Origin of the sequence: Plantibacter sp. Leaf1 (assembly GCF_001421315.1) — a bacterium.
Classification (GTDB): Bacteria; Actinomycetota; Actinomycetes; order Actinomycetales; family Microbacteriaceae; genus Plantibacter.
The window spans coordinates 1,288,832-1,305,798 of record NZ_LMJX01000002.1; the positions used below are offsets into that span (position 1 = coordinate 1,288,832).

The 16,967-nt window shown below is 69.8% G+C and carries 17 protein-coding genes; 3 read left to right on the plus strand and 14 right to left on the minus strand.

The features are described from left to right. The first annotated feature begins 113 nt into the window (after positions 1–113). Together ASE44_RS18185 and ASE44_RS18190 are read left to right on the plus strand one after the other, a co-directional pair. The gene (locus ASE44_RS18185) at positions 114–791 is read left to right on the plus strand and encodes a DUF4433 domain-containing protein (RefSeq protein ID WP_082455900.1); all 678 of its coding nucleotides are present in this window, start codon (positions 114–116) and stop codon (positions 789–791) included. A gap of 12 nt (positions 792–803) precedes the next feature. Further along, entirely contained in the window at positions 804–1,844 is a 1,041-nt protein-coding gene (locus tag ASE44_RS18190; protein ID WP_082455901.1) for a macro domain-containing protein, read from the plus strand. A gap of 28 nt (positions 1,845–1,872) precedes the next feature. Here the strand turns inward: ASE44_RS18190 and ASE44_RS08295 are convergent, their stop codons facing one another. Continuing rightward, positions 1,873–2,346, minus strand: coding sequence for an EVE domain-containing protein (locus ASE44_RS08295; RefSeq protein WP_056778842.1), 474 nt, complete (start codon positions 2,344–2,346; stop codon positions 1,873–1,875). 65 nt (positions 2,347–2,411) lie between these two features. Between ASE44_RS08295 and ASE44_RS08300 the strand changes: the two genes are divergently transcribed. Continuing rightward, positions 2,412–2,948, plus strand: coding sequence for a hypothetical protein (locus ASE44_RS08300; protein WP_056008274.1), 537 nt, complete (start codon positions 2,412–2,414; stop codon positions 2,946–2,948). 67 nt (positions 2,949–3,015) lie between these two features. Here the strand turns inward: ASE44_RS08300 and ASE44_RS08305 are convergent, their stop codons facing one another. The 13 genes from ASE44_RS08305 to ASE44_RS08365 form a co-directional block, all read right to left on the minus strand. Beyond that, a complete protein-coding gene (locus ASE44_RS08305) occupies positions 3,016–4,536 on the minus strand; it encodes an aldehyde dehydrogenase (NADP(+)) (RefSeq protein WP_056778845.1) in 1,521 nt (506 codons plus the stop codon). A gap of 26 nt (positions 4,537–4,562) precedes the next feature. Next, on the minus strand, positions 4,563–5,564 hold the full coding sequence (locus ASE44_RS08310) for a proline racemase family protein (protein ID WP_056778847.1): 1,002 nt from the start codon (positions 5,562–5,564) through the stop codon (positions 4,563–4,565). 51 nt (positions 5,565–5,615) lie between these two features. Continuing rightward, entirely contained in the window at positions 5,616–6,530 is a 915-nt protein-coding gene (locus ASE44_RS08315; RefSeq protein WP_056008281.1) for a dihydrodipicolinate synthase family protein, read from the minus strand. 41 nt (positions 6,531–6,571) lie between these two features. Continuing rightward, positions 6,572–8,077, minus strand: coding sequence for an NAD(P)/FAD-dependent oxidoreductase (locus ASE44_RS08320; RefSeq protein ID WP_056778850.1), 1,506 nt, complete (start codon positions 8,075–8,077; stop codon positions 6,572–6,574). Further along, the gene (locus tag ASE44_RS08325) at positions 8,074–8,436 is read right to left on the minus strand and encodes a (2Fe-2S)-binding protein (RefSeq protein ID WP_056008287.1); all 363 of its coding nucleotides are present in this window, start codon (positions 8,434–8,436) and stop codon (positions 8,074–8,076) included. Before ASE44_RS08325 ends, ASE44_RS08320 begins: the two co-directional genes overlap by 4 nt. Next, a complete protein-coding gene (locus tag ASE44_RS08330; RefSeq protein WP_056778853.1) occupies positions 8,436–9,632 on the minus strand; it encodes an FAD-binding oxidoreductase in 1,197 nt (398 codons plus the stop codon). The genes ASE44_RS08325 and ASE44_RS08330 overlap by 1 nt, the downstream gene beginning before the upstream one ends. 115 nt (positions 9,633–9,747) lie before the next feature. After that, the gene (locus tag ASE44_RS08335) at positions 9,748–10,425 is read right to left on the minus strand and encodes a GntR family transcriptional regulator (RefSeq protein ID WP_056778855.1); all 678 of its coding nucleotides are present in this window, start codon (positions 10,423–10,425) and stop codon (positions 9,748–9,750) included. A 41-nt stretch (positions 10,426–10,466) separates the two neighbouring features. Continuing rightward, positions 10,467–11,954, minus strand: coding sequence for an aminopeptidase P family protein (locus ASE44_RS08340; protein WP_327078810.1), 1,488 nt, complete (start codon positions 11,952–11,954; stop codon positions 10,467–10,469). After that, a complete protein-coding gene (locus ASE44_RS08345; RefSeq protein ID WP_056778858.1) occupies positions 11,951–13,264 on the minus strand; it encodes an alpha/beta fold hydrolase in 1,314 nt (437 codons plus the stop codon). The genes ASE44_RS08340 and ASE44_RS08345 overlap by 4 nt, the downstream gene beginning before the upstream one ends. Then, the gene (locus ASE44_RS08350; protein WP_056778860.1) at positions 13,261–14,139 is read right to left on the minus strand and encodes an ABC transporter ATP-binding protein; all 879 of its coding nucleotides are present in this window, start codon (positions 14,137–14,139) and stop codon (positions 13,261–13,263) included. Before ASE44_RS08350 ends, ASE44_RS08345 begins: the two co-directional genes overlap by 4 nt. Next, positions 14,136–15,017 (minus strand): ABC transporter ATP-binding protein, encoded by an 882-nt coding sequence (locus tag ASE44_RS08355; RefSeq protein ID WP_056008302.1) that lies wholly within the window; start codon positions 15,015–15,017, stop codon positions 14,136–14,138. Before ASE44_RS08355 ends, ASE44_RS08350 begins: the two co-directional genes overlap by 4 nt. After that, positions 15,014–16,009 carry an ABC transporter permease gene (locus tag ASE44_RS08360; RefSeq protein WP_056008304.1) on the minus strand — a complete coding sequence of 332 codons (996 nt, stop codon included), beginning with the start codon at positions 16,007–16,009 and terminating at the stop codon, positions 15,014–15,016. The genes ASE44_RS08355 and ASE44_RS08360 overlap by 4 nt, the downstream gene beginning before the upstream one ends. After that, the gene (locus ASE44_RS08365; RefSeq protein WP_082455902.1) at positions 16,006–16,965 is read right to left on the minus strand and encodes an ABC transporter permease; all 960 of its coding nucleotides are present in this window, start codon (positions 16,963–16,965) and stop codon (positions 16,006–16,008) included. The genes ASE44_RS08360 and ASE44_RS08365 overlap by 4 nt, the downstream gene beginning before the upstream one ends. Between the last annotated feature and the right edge of the window lie 2 nt (positions 16,966–16,967).

Sequence of the window (16,967 nt, forward strand, 5' to 3'; positions counted from 1 at the left end):
CCAGCCGGTCGTACTCAAACCGCGCTCTAAACTCGGCTAGTCACACCGCCCCTCGTGCCACTCCTAAACTTTCCCGTCGTGCTGGTGCTGACCGACCTGTATCGTGGCGGGCGATGATGAAACATTTCCCGCAGAGCGGGTTCTTCGGTCTCGATGAAGGCCCCACCAGATCAAATCCAGAGGACTGGTACGTCTGGCACTTCACTCGCGTGGAGAACCTGGCCTCAATCGCGAGCGAAGGCTCTGTGCTTTCGGACGAGTCGAAGACTCAGCACCTGAGCGTGGCGAACGCAGATGTGAAGGAACGCCGCCGTACCCGCCTCGTCACAGCCCCGGGCTACCCGGAAGGCCGGACGGTCAGTTCACATGTGCCCTGGTACTTCGCAACAAAGTCACCGATGCTCTACGTGGTTCAGAAGAATTCCTCGGATAACGGAGATGGACTCATCTTCCTCGGAATGCGGATCGGTGACCTCGTTGAGTCTGGTCTGTCCTGGTGCGCTTCAGACGCGAACGCCGCTGCCGCACTGACGCAATTCAGCACGGACCTAGGCACTTTGGGTGACTTCGTCGACTTCGGATTGCTTTGTCAACAAATGTGGAATAACACGCCAGATGACCCGGACAGGAAGAGCAGACGTGCAGCGGAGGTACTCGTCTACGACCGCGTACCGCTGGAGCTTGTCACCGTCGTGATCGCCCAGACTCAGCCACGAGTGTCAGAGGCCAAGACCATACTTGGAACACAGCAGAACCGCGATTTTCGCGCTTCTATGGCACCATTCTTTTGAGAGGAAGCACTCGTGATCACATTCACTACTGGTGACATACTGCGCGCCGACACAGAGGCAATAGTAAACACGGTGAATACCGTGGGAATTATGGGAAAAGGATTAGCCTTACAGTTCAAGAGGCGATACAAGAGCAATTATTTGGAATACAAAAGAGCGTGCGACCTTGGGCAAGTTCAACTGGGCAAGATGTTTGTGACTCGATCCCCGGAACTCTCCGGGCCCTCTTGGCTTATCAACTTTCCAACAAAGGGTCACTGGAAAGCAAACTCTCGCCTGAGCGATATCGATTCCGGCCTGGACGACCTAGTGCGAGTGATTGAGGAACTCGATATAAAGTCGATTGCGATTCCACCCCTCGGCGCAGGAAACGGGGGCCTAAGTTGGCCCACTGTTCGAGAAAGAATCTACGCACGCTTGGTAGATGTGGAGACGCGGGTCGTGGTCTACGAGCCATCCTCAGCTGCACATCAGCTCACTCCCGAACCAGTGCGCCTGACCCGCACTCGAGCCCTTGTTCTAGCGTTAATGTCCGCGTACTCAGAGCAACGCCGAGCCCTGGAGCCTTGGGAAGATTATGCGGGCGCCTCGCACCTCGAGATTCAGAAATTGATGTACTTCGCCGCGCGATATGAACCTGGATTGAAGCTTGACTTTTCCAAGGGACACTACGGCCCGTACAGCGAAACCGTTCGGAAAATCGTTCGCGATCTCGAGGGATGGTTTATCGAAGGCTTCGGCGACGGTACCGATCGCTCTCTCGATCTAAACCCAATTGAAGTAAACGATCGTGGACGTATCGCGCTCCAGCGGTGGATCGATCCATTAGATCCCTCCGTCGTCCCTCACATTGTGAAGCACGTAATGCAGGAGATCCGGGGTTTCGAAGGCGCCTACCCTCTAGAGGTGCTATCCAGTGTCGCTTGGGCAGCATCCGAGAACATGAGGACGGTCGACGACGTCGACTCATACGTTAAATCTTGGAACGCCCGAAAAGGCAGGCTCTTTACTCACGCACACATAAGAAGCGCTCTACAGCACGTACTTGCGTAAAACGACACCTCTTTTGGAAGGCGTCCAGTCAGCGGGAGGCGGTGGGGAAGCGACGGTCGTCGGGGTGGGGCGGGCGCATCTCGGTGCGGATGAGTTCGAAGTCGTGGCGGCTGAGCTCGATGAGGCCACGCCGGAGCTGGACACCCCAGTCACGGGTGAAGCTCGTGAAGTCGAGGAGCGCGAGCATCGGCCGGATGGGCGTCTCGACGGCGTCCGGGTACCAGTCGACGCTCCGACGCCACGGACGCCAGTCCGCACCGTCGGGTCGCGGCACCGCTGCCTGATACACGGTGTCGTCGGCGATCCGCCCGATCGCCGTGAACGCCTTCAACGGCTGACCGTCCGGCGTGCTGACGCGCGGCGAGTAGTACACGATCCCGTCGGACTCGCGCATCTGCTCGAGACCACCGCGCTGCCCGTGGTTGATCTGCAGGAAGCCGTGCCGGACCCCGAGGACGACGTGATCCCGCTGGATCACGCCCAGCCAGTATCGGATCGCCATAGGCACAGTCTTCCCTACCCGCGCCTCCCCTGCCGCCGCCGGGCCGCGCGTGCGACACTGAGGGCATGCGCGTGATGCTGAAACTCGTCCTGGACTGTGATGTCGACGTCGCCTGGCGGGCGCTCCGCTCCCCGGCCGTCCTCCGGGAGCTGTACAGCCCGATGATGGGGCTCGAGGCGCTGGACGCCGCGGGCTTCCCGACCGTCTGGGAACCGGGAGCGCACCGCGTCCGGGTCAAGGCCGCCGGCGCCGTCCCGCTCGGCGACCAGATCATCGACCTCGAGTTCCTCGAACGCCGCGACGGCACCCGCATCCTCCACGATCAGGGCGACCCGATCACCGGGCCCCTGAGCAAGCTCGCCGGCTGGGACCACCAGATGGCCGTCTCGCGCGACAAGCACGACCCGACGAAGACGCTGTACCGCGACCGCCTCGTCATCACCGGCGCCATCGCCCCGCTCTACTGGTACCCGCTCTGGGCCACCTGGCAGTGGCGCGGTGCCCGCATCAAGGCGCTGGCCCCCACCTGGGCGTACGACCCGCCGCTCCCCGGTGATGTGGAGGACGACGAGGTCGGCGCCACGGTCGAGGGGGCCGTCTAGCCCCACGGCACGGCCCGGCGATCGGGCCGTCAGCACGCCGACGACCCGACCGACCACGCCACCGGGGCTACGCCGTCGCGGCCTCGCCCCACTGCTTCGATGCGCCGGCGGGCGCCACCGCCGCGGGGATCCCGATGGCGTCGCTGCGCAACACCGCCGGCAGGAAGCGGTCCGGCATGTTCTGGAAGGCGACCGGCCGCAGGAAACGGGTGATCGCCGCCGTCCCGACCGAGGTGCTGGAGTCGTTCGTCGTGGCCGGCCACGGTCCGCCGTGTTGCATGGCCGGCGTGACGGCCACACCGGTCGGCCATCCACCGAAGAGCACCCGACCGGCGTGAGTCGACAACTGTCCGACGAGCTCGACGAGGTCGTCACTTGTCTCCTCCGCGCCGGCGTGCAGGGTCGCCGTGAGGTTGCCCTCGCAGAACTCCGCCACGAGCGGCGCGAGCGGGGTGTCGGCCGGGACCTCGACGAGGATCGACAGCGGCCCGAACGCCTCGTCGAGCAGGCGGTCACGGCCGGTCCGCAGGGCGTCGACGGACACGGCGACGATCGTCGGGGTTGCCCAGCCGTCACCGTCGGCATCGATCCGGAGCGAGCCCTCCGCGATGACGCGGACGCCGGGGGTGCCGAGGATCGTGTCGCGGCGCTCGGCGTATCCGGCGGTGATGCGGTCGTTCAGGAGACGGTGCTCCGGCACGGCCTCGGCCGTGGTCCGGATCGTGTCGTCGAGGCCCGCGGCCTCCGGCAGGTAGACGAACCCGGGCTTCGTGCAGAGCTGTCCAGCCGAGCCCGCGACGCTCCCGACGAACCCCGTCGCGATCGCCTCGCCCGACTCCTCCACCGCCTGCCCGGTGACGAAGACCGGGTTGACGCTGCCGAGCTCGCCGAAGAACGGGATCGGGACCGGCCGTGCGGCGGCGATGTCGGCGAGGATGCGCCCGGCGCGGAGGGACCCGGTGAAGGAGCCCGCGCGCACCCGCTCGTCTCGCAAGGCGGTCACGCCGGCGTCCTGGCCGACGATGGTCTGGAAGACGCCGTCCGGTGCGCCGCTCGCCCGCAGGGCGTCCTCGACGACGGCGGCGGTCGCGAGCGAGAGCCCGGGGTGCCCGTCGTGGACCTTGAGGACGACCGGACAGCCGGCCGCGAGGATCGCCGCGGTGTCGCCGCCGGCCACTGAGAAGGCGAACGGGAAGTTGCTCGCGGCGAAGTTCAGCACCGGACCGAGCGGGACGAGCACGCGCCGCAGCTCGGGACGCGCGCCGAGGGCGAAGTCGGGGTCGGCCTCGTCGATCCGGACGTCGAGGTACGAACCGTCGACGACGGTGTCGGCGAAGAGGCGCAGCTGCACAGCCGTGCGCAGGAGTTCTCCGCGCAGGCGCGCCTCGGCGAGACCCGTCTCCCGCATCCCGACGGGGACGAGGTCGTCGGCGTGCGCGAGCAAGGCGTCCGCGACCGCGACGAGCGCCCGGGCTCGGGTGGCCGGCGGCGTCGCGGCCCACGCCGGTGCGGCGGTCGCAGCGCCGGCCAGCACGGTCTCGAGCTGCTCGGGGGTCGTCTCGGTGGCGGGGGAAGAGGTGGTCGACATGTGATCCTCCGGGATCGTGGAGCGGGTCAGAACTGGAAGCCGGTCGGGAACGGATCGGCGGGGTCGAGCAGGTACGAGCCGATGCCCGTGACCCAGGCCCGACCCGAGATCGTGGGGATCACCGCCGGTCGGCCCGCGACCGTCGTCTCGGCGATGAGGCGGCCGGTGAAGCGGCTGCCGATGAAGGACTCGTTGACGAAGTCCTGGTGGAGCGGCAACTCGCCGCGAGCCCAGAGTTCGGCCATGCGTGCCGAGGTGCCGGTTCCGCACGGGGAGCGGTCGAACCACCCGGGGAAGATCGCCATCGCGTGCCGGGACAGCACGGCGTCGGAGCCCGGCGCGATGAACTCGACGTGGTGGCAGTGGTCGAGCCCCTCGATCTCCGGGTGCACTGGCGGTGCCTGCTCGTTGATCGCGGCCATGATCCGCAGGCCGGCGTCGAGGATGTCCTGCTGCCGGTCGCGGTCGAACGGCAGACCGACGGCGTCGAGGTCGACCATGGCGTAGAAGTTGCCCCCGAAGGCGAGGCTGTAGGGCACGGTGCCGAGCCCCGGCACCTCGATGACGGCGTCCAGGCGTTCGACGTAGCTCGGCACGTTCTCGATGGTGACCCGGTCGGCGTGTCCGTCGCTCACGTCGACCCGGGCGATGACGAGGCCGGCGGGGGTGTCGAGCCGGATCGTCGTCACCGGCTCGACCACCTCCACCATGCCGGTCTCGACGAGGACCGTGGCGACCCCGATCGTGCCGTGCCCGCACATCGGCAGGCACCCGGACACCTCGATGTACACGACGCCCCAGTCGCAGTCGGCGCGCGTCGAGGGCTGCAGGATCGCGCCGCTCATCGCCGCATGACCGCGCGGCTCGTTCATGAGGAACAGCCGGAGGTCGTCCAGGTGCTCCATGAAGTGCAGCCGCTTGTCGTTCATCGTCGCACCGGGGATCACGCCGACCCCGCCGGTGACGACGCGGGTCGGCATGCCCTCGGTGTGCGAGTCGACCGCACTGATCATGCGGGTGGACTTCATCGGGTGCTCCTCGGTGCTCGGGTGTCCGGGTGTTCGGCGTTCGGCGCTCGGTTAGCGGGCGGCGAGGTAGTCGAGCGCGCGGCGCGTCTGCGTCGTCACCTGCTCCGTCTGCAGCGCGCTGAGCGGGCCGCGCGGCGGCCGCGTCGGTCCACCGTAGCTCTCACCGGCGATGTCGATGGACAGCTTGATGGCCTGCACGAACTCGGTCTTCGAGTCCCAGCCGAAGACGGGCACCAGCTCCCGGTACAGGGTGCGAGCCTCGTCCACCCGGCCGGAGGTGACGAGCGTGTACAGCTCGACCGCTTCGCGCGGGAACGCGTTCGGGTACCCGGCGAACCAGCCGACGGCACCGGCGACGAGGGATTCGAAGAGGAGGTCGTCGGCTCCGGCGATGACGTCGAGGTCGGTCTTGTCCTGGATCTCCAGGACCCGACGGATGTCCGCCGAGAACTCCTTCACCGCGACGACGTGCTCGAGCTTCGCGAGCTCGACGAGGAGGTCGGGCGTGAGGTCGACCTTGGTGTCGATGGGGTTGTTGTAGGCCATGATCGGCAGGCCGACCTCGTTCACGCGGCTGTAGTGCTCGATGACCTCGTCGTCGTTGGCCCGGTAGATGGTGGGCGGCAGGAGCAGGACACCGTCGGCGCCGTCCTCCTTGGCGTATTCGGCCCACTGCTGCGCCTGGTGCCAGCCCACCCCGTGCACGCCGGCGACGACGAGTCCGCGGTCACCGACGGTGTCGACGGCGACCTGGATCACCTTGCGACGCTCCGCGTCCGTGAGCGAGGAGTACTCGCCGAGGGAACCGTTCGGGCCGACGCCGCGGCAGCCGTTCTCGATGAGCCAGTTGCAGTGCTCGGCGAAGCGGTCGTAGTCGACGGCCAGGCCGGCGGGAGCTGACGCGTCCTCCTTGAACGCGAGGGTGGTCGCGACGATGACGCCGCCGAGGTCGAACTGCTGGGCCATGGGTGGTTCCTTTCCGAGGGTGTGACGCGGCGACCGGTCGGTCAGCCGAGGCGTTCGGTCGACGGGGTCGACGTCGGTTCATGCGAGGTGGGTTCCGGCCCTTGCGCGGCGAGTTCGCCGATGCGGATCGGGGAGGCGATGGGCCGGCGGTCGCTCGAGACGCCGTCGATGAGCCCGTCGCCGCCGGACTCCCGGGCGACGCGGTGCAGCAGCTCCTCGACCGTGCGGCCGCACATCCGGCCCTGGCAGATCCCGAGGCCCGCGCGGGTGCTGAGTTTCAACGAGCGCAGGCCGGTCGCGCAGGTGGCGGTCGCCGTGCCGCGGAGGGCGCCGTGGTCGACCTCCTCGCAGCGGCAGATGGTGGTGTCGTCCTCGAGCCAGTCACTCCACCCCTCGCGGATGCCGTGCGCCCGTTCGAGGCGTTCGGTGAAGGCCAGGAAGGTGTCGCGACGGCCCACGGCGGAGCGGATGCCGGAGGCTCCCGGCAGACCGCCGGCAGCCGCGTGTCCCGCGATCGCACCTTCCGCGAGCGCTGCGTCGACCCCGCCGATGCCGGTGATCTCCCCGGCGGCGAAGACGGTCGGGACACTCGTCCGCTGCTCGGCGTCGACCTCGACGAACCGGGTCGGGGTGAGCGCGCATCCGGCGGCGATCGCGAGTTCGAGTCGTGGGGTGAAGCCGTGGCTCACGCAGACGGCGTCGGCCTCCACGGTGCGATCGGTGCCGGGGATCGGCGACCAGTCGGCGTCGACGGCCGCGATGGTGACCCGTTCGACCCGCTCGGTGCCGTGCGCGGCGACGACGGCGTGACCGACGCGGTACGGGATCCGGTGCCTGAGGTGGCCACTAACGTAGCCGATGAGCTCCCCGACCTTCCCGGTGACGCCGAGCAGCTGCCACGGCTTCGGGAGCCAGCCGGCCGCGAGCCCGCCGACGGTCGTGGCCTCGTAGACGCCGAGGACGCGCGATCCGGTCGCGGTGAGGGACGCGGCGACCGGCAGGAGGAACGGTCCGGCCCCGGCGACGACGACCCGCTGACCGACGGCCACGCGCTCGCCCTTCGCGAGGGCCTGGGCGGCGCCGGCCGAGAACACGCCGGGGAGGTCCCAGCCCGGGAACGGCAGGGTGCGGTCGTGTGCCCCGGTCGCGAGGACGAGCGCGTCGGGCCGGATGGTGAGCGGTGTGCGGTCCGCGCCGTCCGGCGGGCCGACGAGGACGTGCAGGCGCAGCCCGGTCATCGTGGCGTCGTCGGCGGGGGCGTCGCGGTCGACGTCGATCGCCCACACCTGGGCCTCGGTCACGACCGTGCAGCCGGCGTCGGCGTCGAGCGCGGCGCGCATGGCGAGGAAGCGCTCGAAGCCGTGGTGCAGGGACGCCTCGGCGGCGGACGGACGACTCGCCGGCAGGTGCCGCCAGTACTGACCGCCGAGTTCGTCGGAGGCGTCGAGCAGCGTCACCGACGCGCCGAGCGCCCGGGCGGCGAGGGCGGCCTGCAGCCCGGCCGGGCCGGCGCCGACCACGACGACGTCGCGCTGCCGGGCGCTCACGATCGACCCTCGAGCGGCTCGGGCTCGGGTGCAGGTTCGGACACCGGTCGGGGCAGGGCGTCGTGCTGGGTCTCGATGCGGTCGCCGTCGCTCGCCCGACGCTGGCACGCGCGCACGTCCCGCTGACCGTTCACCGTGACGATGCAGTCGAAGCACACGCCGATGCCGCAGAAGACGCCACGAGGCTTCCCGGAACCGCTCGTACGACGCCAGGCGAGGACGCCGGAACCGAGCAGGACGCCGGCGATCGTCTGGCCGCGGAGCCCATCGACGGGGGTGCCGTCGAGCTCGATGCGCACCGCGTCCTCCGTACCCGGCACGATGCGGTCGCTCGTGGCCGGCAGTCGTCTCGAGACCATCAGGCGACCTCCGCCGCTCGGTCGACGCCGAGGTGGGCGACGAGCCCCTGGCGGTCGAGTTGGAAGGGAGTGTCGTCGAGGGCGGCGGCTCCACCGAGCAGCCGCGCGGCGATGAGTTCCGCCGTCGCGAGGGCGAGTCCGATGCCGGCGCCCTCGTGGCCGGTGGCGTGCCAGAGGCCGTCCACCCGGTGGTCCGGGCCGATGACCGGGAGGTGGTCGGGCATGTACGGACGGAACCCGCCGTAGCTGCGCATCACCGAGGCGTCGCGGAGGAACGGGAAGAGGCGCAACGACTTGGCGGCGACCTCACGGAGCACATCGACGTCGAGCCGGGCGTCGAAGCCGATCTGCTGGCGGCTCGACCCGATCAGGACGGTCCCAGCGGCCGTCGACTCGACGACGCTCGAGGTCTGGAGCGACGCGTCGCTCGACTGGGTGGCGCCGAAGTAGTCGCCGTCGTAGACCTTGTGGTGGACGCGGTGCGGCATACGGGTCGTGACGAGGACCATGCCGCGGCGGGGGCGGACCGGGACGGGCGCGCCGAGGACCGCGCCGAGCTCCGCCGACCAGGGGCCGGCACAGACGAGGACCACGTCGGCAGACACGTCGCCGGCGGAGGTCCGGACGCCCGTGAGCCGACCGGTCGCGCTCCGGAGACCACCCGTGACCGCGACACCGGTCCGGACGACCGCGCCTGCCAGCCGCGCTGACGCCAGCAGCGCCTCGGTGGCGATGACCGGCTGGACCTGGGCGTCCTCCGGGTAGTGGACGGCAGCGGTCGACGCCCGGGTGATCGACGGTTCGGCAGCGAGGAGCTCCGCCTCGGTGAGCGGCCTGGCGTCGACCCCCGCGGTGCGCTGCGCGGCGGCGAAGTCGAGCAGTGGTTGCGCGCCGGCTTCGGTGGTGGCGACGACGATCCCGCCCTTGCGCTCGAACTCGACGCTCGGGAAGGTCGGTCCCAGTTCGTCCGTGAGCTCGGCGGTGACGACGGGCCAGAGTCGCGACGCGTACCGGGCGAGGTCGAGTTCCGGCCCCGGTCCCTTGTCGGAGACGAGGAGGTTCCCCTCGCCGGCACCGCTCGTCCCACCGGCAGCGGCCGAGCGGTCCAGCACGACCACCTCGCCGCCGCGCCGGGCGAGGATCCGCGCGCAGGCCGCACCGACGATGCCGGCGCCGACGACGACGATGCGGGTCATGGGCGGTCCTTTCGATCGATGCGGGAAGGCCTGATCAGTAATGTGTCACACATTCACCGGCGTGGCAAGCGTGCGATGCAGCCGGACCCGTCCGGACGGCGAGAGGGTCGTCGCCCTACTCGGCGTCGGACTCCGGCTTGCCCGCCCACCAGCCCGTGGTGTGGCCGATGTGCCGGTGCATGAGGTCGCGGGCTGCCGCGCCGTCGCCGCGTTCGAGGGTGTCGAGGAGTTCGTGGTGCTCGGCCGCGGAGCGGTCGAGCTGCTGGGAATCGAGCATGGCCGACAGCCCCACCAGTCGGGTGCGCCCGCGGAGGTCCTCGACGAGTTCGACCAGCAGCGGGTTGCCGAGCATGGCCGTGAGCGCGAGGTGGAAGGCCTGGTCGGCCTCCAGGTACCGGGTCAGGTCGCCGTCGCGTGCACCGGCCACGATGTCGTCGGCCTGACGACGCAGCTCGGGCAGGGACGACGGCTCGAACGTCCCGGCGAGCCGCTCCATCGCCGGCGGCTCCAGCAGCTGCCGGATCTCGGCGGTGTTGCGGAGGGCCGCCTCGCTGACGACCGTGACCCGGAAGCCCTTGTTCCGCACGGCCTCGACGAAGTCGCGCTTCTCGAGGTCGAGCATGGCCTCGCGGACGGGCGTCGCCGAGACGTTGAACTGCACCGCGAGGGTCGGCACCGAGAGCATCGTCCCCGGTGCGAGCTCCCCCGAGATGATCGCCGCCGACACCGCGCGCTCCACCTGTGCTCGCAGGCTCAACCGCTGCTCGGCCGGCCGGATCGCCGTCATGCTCATCGCGACTCCCATCCTTCGTCTCCCACCGTCGTCGCCTCAGATTAGTGGGCGCGCATCCACGCTTCGATGCCCGACGCGTCGATGGGCAGGGCGTCCGACAGCACCTCGGCACCGGTCGCCGTCACGAGGAGGTCGTCCTCCAGCCGGACCCCGATACCGCGGAGCTCCGGCGGCAGCGTCTCGTCGAAGGCGTGGAAGTACAGGCCCGGTTCGACCGTGAGCACCATGCCCGGAGCCATCGACCCACCCTGATAGGCCTCGTAGGAGGACATCGCGCAGTCGTGCACGTCGAGCCCGAGGTGGTGTCCGATGCCGCACACGAGGTACCGGCGATGCTGCTGGCCGGTCGCGCTCAGCGCCTCGTCGACGGACACCGGGAGCAGCCCCCAGTCGTGGAGCCCCTGCGCGATGACCTCCATCGCCGCGTGGTGGAAGTCGGTGAAGTCACGCCCTGGCCGCACCGCCGCCATGCCGGCTCGATGGGACGCCTCGACGAGGTCGTGCACACTGCGCTGTTCCGGGCTGAACGTCCCGGACACCGGGAAGGTCCGGGTCACGTCGGCCGTGTAGAAGGCCCGCGTCTCCACGCCCATGTCGAGCAGGATCGCGTCCTCCTCCCGGACGGGGCCGTCGCAGCGCACCCAGTGCAGGGTCGGTGCATGGGCGCCACTGCCGACGATCGTGGAGTAGCCGGGTCCGTTCCCGGTCGTCCGGGCGTGGCGGTCGAAGGTGCCCTGCAGCCACCGTTCCCCGCCGCCCGCCACCGCGGTGGGCAGCTCACGGATCACCGCGGAGAACCCGCCGACCGTCGCGTCCACGGCCCGGCGCAGCTCGGCGATCTCCCACTCGTCCTTGATCATCCGGAGCTCGGACAGGACGCGACCGAGTTCCGGCGAGAGGGTCAGCGGAGTGAGCGCCTCGTGCCGCGACGTCAGACTCCCCGCGAGGAGCGGCCGCTCGGCACCGCGGAGGGCGTCCGGGAGGGCCGACAGCAGCTCGACCCGCAGGTCGAGGACGGCCGACCAGTCGGACGGCCCCGGGGCGGACCCGACCCACAGCTCACCGTGGTTGGCGTCGGCGAAGAAGCCCGTCTCGCCCGGGTGCGCCGGAGCGGGGATGTAGAGCGTCGCATCGTGCCCGGAACCGCTCGGTCGCAGGACCACGACGGCGTCCTCCGCGGAGCACCCCGTTGCCCAGAAGAAGTCGCTGTTCGGCCGGAAGTCGTAGTTCGAGTCGTTGGCGCGGACGGGGGCCCTGCCGGACGCGATCACGAGGGTCCGACCGGGGAAGGCGGCGCTCAACCGCTCCCGATGCGCTGCCGCCGCCGCGGCGATCCCCGGCTCCACCGGGGGCGTGCGGTCGGGCGTGCCCCACCCGGTGCTGAGGAACTCGCGGAACGCGGGCACCTCGGTCAGTCGGGGCAGCCGCGGGTCCGGGGTCGCCGGCTTCGGCATCGAGGCGGCCGGCGCCTCAGCGGTCGCCGGGGCGATACCCGCCACCTGCGCGGTCGTGTCGTCGGGGTCGATCATGCGTGCTCCTCGTCATCGCGACGTCCGCCGCGTTCGTCCACCATCGCGAACAGGCGCCGCACCACGGCGGCGTCCTGGATCCCGTCGTGCTCGTACTCGTTCGTCACCCAGGCTGTGGCGCCTCCCACGGCTTCGACCGTCTCCAACTGGAGCTGGGCGTCGACGTACATGTCGTCGTAGTACACGGCCGCGGCGACGGGCACCGTGCTCGCACGCAGGGTGTCGGGGTCGTACAGCGGATCCCAGTCGGACTTGGTGGCCAGGAGCTCGACGGCGTCCCGGAACGGCCGGAGCGCACGGATCTCCTCGAACATCCACGGGTAGACCATCTCGCCCGTGAAGCGGAGCGGTCTGGCCGTCTCGGCGAAGGCGGGGCGGGCATCGCGTTCGGCCTGCGCGGCCCATCCGGTGGCACCGAAGCCCGCCGAGCCGTAGATGCTCTCCTGCAGGGCGATGAACAGGGGGTTGTCGACGTACGAGGTCCTCCCCCACACCTGGGCGAGGAAGGTGTCGCTCAGACGGTCACCGGCGTCGAACGCCTCGTCGAGCAACCAGTGCAGTCGCTCGTACCCCGGCTTCATGCCGAAGTCGATCCCGAGGTTCTGGAAGCGGCGGACCGTCAGCCGGTCCCCGTCGGGCAGGAGCACCTCCTCCTCGGCGAGTCGGTCGGCGATCCGGGAGACGGTGTCGACGTCCTGCGGGTAGCGCTCGGCGAACGCCAGGTTCTTCCGCTCCGTGCGCGGGTAGGTGCGTCGATACACCTCGGCGGCGGAGGGCTGGACGCTCGCGAGACCGCCGGTGACGTAGCAGGCCGCCAAGGCCTCGGGAGCACGGGACAGATAGGTGAGGGTCAGGAATCCGCCGTAGCTCTGCCCGAGTGTCGACCACCGACGGCCGCCGAAGACGGTGCGACGCAGGTACTCGGCGTCGTCGACGATCGAGTCCGCCCGGAAGCGCTCGAGGTACGCGGCCTGCTCGGTCGCGCCGCCGATCGCCGCGATGGCCCGACCGTCGATCCTGGTGCTCCGGCCGGTACCGCGCTGGTCGAGCAGGAGGACGCGATGGGAGCGGAGCGCCTCCGCGATCCAGCCGTCGCGCGACACCGGCCGCGGGCCCTTGCCGCCTGGACCGCCCTGGAGGAACACCAGGACGGGCAGCTCCTCGCTGCGCCGGACGGGGTCGACGAGCTCGCGCGCGAACAGCGAGATGGTGCGCCCGTCGTCCGGGTGTCGCCAGTCGAGCGGGACGTCCACGGTGTGGTCGGTGACCGCGATCCCCGGAAGCAGGTACGTGGTGGTGCGGTGGGTCATGCGTCGGTCCTTCCGGCGGCGCCTGTGGACGTCCGCTCCTGTTCGAGCATGGTGGCACGGGCGGCCTCCCAGCTCGGGTCGATCGTGGGCACGGCTGCGAGCAGGGTCTTCGTGTACTCGTCCTGCGGGTCGTCGAAGATCGCTTCGCGACTCCCCTGCTCGACCACCCGGCCCCGGTGCATCACGGCGACGTCGTGGGCGATCTGCCGCACCACGGCGAGGTCGTGGGCGATGAACAGGTAGCTGAGTCCGCGTTCGGCCTGCAGGTCGCGGAGCAGGTCGATGATGCGCGCCTGCACCGACACGTCGAGCGCCGAGACCGCCTCGTCGCAGATGACGAGCTTCGGGGAGACGGCGAGCGCCCGGGCGATCCCGATGCGCTGGGCCTGCCCGCCGGAGAACTGCCGGGGGTAGCGCTGGAGGTGGTCGGGGTTGAGGCCGACCCGGTCGAGGAGGTCCCGCACGAGGGCGCGTTTCCCCTGCTTCGGGGTAATGCCCTGGTAGTCGAGTGGCGCCGAGACGATCCGTTCGACCGTGTGCCGCGGGTTCAGCGAGGAGAACGGGTCCTGGAAGACGACCTGCACCTTGGTGCGGAACGCGGCGAGCGCCGACCCCTTGGCCGTGGTGACGTCCTCACCGTCGAAGGTGATGGTGCCGGCGGTCGGCTCGATGAGTTTGGCGATCATGCGGGCGGTCGTGGACTTGCCGCTGCCCGATTCGCCGACGATGCCGAGCGTCTCGCCGGAGCGCACCGAGAACCCGACGTCGTCCACGGCACGGAACCGGGTCGTCCGTGCGCGGATCGCGCCGTCGCCCTTCGTCGTGAAGTCCTTCGTGAGCCCCTCGGCGCGGAGGAGCACCCCGGTGTCGTTCATGCTCGTGCCTCTCCGGTGGTGGTGGTCCTCGCGGGCCGTTCGGTGAACGCGTCGTCGATCCGCGGGAGGGCGTCGAGGAGGGCGCGGGTGTACGGCTCCCTGGGGTGGGAGAAGATCTCCTCCGCGCTGCCCGTCTCCACGGGGTCGCCGCCACGCATGACGAGCACGTCGTCGGCGACCTGGCTGACCACGGCCAGGTCGTGGGTGATGAAGATCATCCCGGCACCGGTCTCCCGTTGCAGCTCGGACAGCAGCTCGAGGATCTGGGCCTGGACCGTGACGTCGAGCGCGGTCGTCGGCTCGTCGGCGATGAGGAGGTCGGGCTCCAGGCACAGCGCCATCGCGATCATGATGCGTTGCCGCATGCCGCCGGAGAACTGGTGCGGGTAGTGGTCGACGCGTCTGGCGGCGTCGGCGATGCGCACCCGTTCGAGCGCGTCGATCGTGACGGCTCTGGCGGCCTTCCGCGATCCCCCGCGGTGGGCGCGGTACGCCTCCTCGATCTGCAGCCCGACCGTGTAGTACGGGTTGAGCGAGGAGAGCGGGTCCTGGAAGACCATCGCGATCCGGTCGCCGCGCACGCGACGCATCTCGCGGTCGCTCCGCCCGACGAGTTCGTGACCGCTCAGCCGGACGCTGCCGGTCGTCCGGCCACCGCTCGGGAGCAGGCCCATGATGGCGAGCGACGTCATCGACTTGCCGGAGCCGGATTCGCCCACGATGCCGAGCGTCTGCCCGTGTTGGACGGAGAACGACGCCTTCCGCACCACGTCGACGTCGCCGGCCGTGGTGGGGAAGGTGACCGTGAGGTCGTCGACCTCGAGGAGCGACGCCCCGGGGACGGGCAGGGAGATGGTCCTGGTGACGGTGGGGCTCATGCGCTCTTCACTCTCACTCTCGGGTCGAGGACCGTGTACACGACGTCGACCACCACGTTGCCGATGACGACGAAGAACGCCGCCAGCAGGGTGACGCCCATGATCACGGGCTGGTCGTTCTTGGCGATCGAGTCGGCGGCCAACTTGCCGACGCCGTTCAGGCCGAAGACCGTCTCCGTGATGAGCGCACCGCCGAGGAGTCCGGCGAAGTCCATGCCGAACAGGGTGACGACGGGGGTGAGCGCCGGTCGCAGGGCGTGGCGGCGCAGGATGAGCGGCGCCGGCAGGCCCTTCGCGCGGGCGGTCCGCATGAAGTTCTCACCGAGTGTGTCGATGACGTTGGCGCGGACGAGCCTCGCGTACATCGACGCGTAGCCGAGGGCGAGCACGATCCACGGCATCAGGTAGTTCTGGAACCAGCGCACGGGGTCCTCGGCGAAGGGGACGGCCTGCGGGAACGGCAGGATCTGCAGTTGCACCACGAGGACGTACTGCAGCAGGAGCGCGAGGAAGTAGTTCGGCAGGCTGATGCCGGCGAGGGCTACCATCATCGCCCCGCGGTCCCAGCCGGTGCCCTGCTTGACCGCGCTGAGCAGGCCGCCGCTGACGCCGACGAGCAGCCACAGCACCGCGGCGCCGACGGCGACGGTCACGGTGACGGGGAAGCGTGCGACGATCATGTCCATGACCGACTCGTTGGTCTGGAAGCTGAAGCCGAGGCAGGGTGCCGCGCAGGAGACCGCGGAGGCCCCTTCGCCGTAGCTCCGGCCCATGACGAGCCCGCGGAGGAACTCGAGGTACTGCTGCCAGAACGGCTGGTCCAGCCCGAGCTGCGCACGGATCTGGTCGATCCGGTCGGGCGTGCAGGTCTTGCCGCAGATCTGAACCGCCGGGTCCGGCGAGAGCAGGAAGAAGATCATGTAGGTGAAGAGGCTGATGAGGAGGAGGATGCCGATCGCCGAGGCGATGCGACGCAGCAGGTAGAGGGTCATGAGGCGGCGTCTCCCGAGTCGAGGGCCTTGCGCAGGTGGTCGCCGAGCACGGTGAACGACAGCACGGTGAGGAACAGGAACGTGCCGGGGATGAGGAAGTACATCGGGTCGACCGCGTACCAGCCGACCGCGCTGGCGATCATCTGGCCCCAGCTCGGCGTGGGCGGCGTGACGCCGACGCCGAGGAACGACAGGCCGGCCTCCGTGCCGATGAAGCCCGGCACGGCGAGCGTGGCCAGGACGATGATGGTGCCGCGGAGGTTCGGCAGGATCTCGCGGAACACGATGCGGATGCCCCCGGCGCCCGAGGCGCGCGCCGACTCGACGAACTCGCTCGTCCGCAGGGACATCGCCTGACCGCGCACGACGCGGGCGGTGTACGGCCAACCGAAGATGCTCAGCACCACGACGAGGAGGACCGGCCGGTTGCCCGCCGGCAGTGCCGACAGGAGCGCGATCATGAAGATGAGCGACGGGAACGCCATGAGGAAGTCCATGACGCGGGAGACGACCTGGTCGACCCACCCGCCGTAGAAGCCGGCGAGCATGCCGAGCACCACGCCGAGCACGGTCGTGACGATCGTTGCCGAGACGGCGATCGACAGCGACACCTGCGCACCGAAGGCGATGCGCGCGAAGATGTCGCGTCCGTTCCCGGGTTCGACCCCGAACCAGTGCTCGCCGGAGATCCCGCCGAGCGCACCGATCGGCACGCCGCCGAGGTCGGAGTCCACCGCCGACTTGTCGAAGGTGTACGGACCCCAGCCGCTGATCGCGGTGATCAGCGGGGCGAGGATCGCGAGCAGCACGACGAGCACGATGAAGGTGACGCTGAGCAGCACCGGGGGGCTCTTGCGGAGGGTGGCGATCACCCGCCGCGCGGGGGTGGGCGCACCGGCCGGCGCACCCACCTCCTCGGCGACGGTGGTCAGCTCACTGGGAACGGACGACGACATCT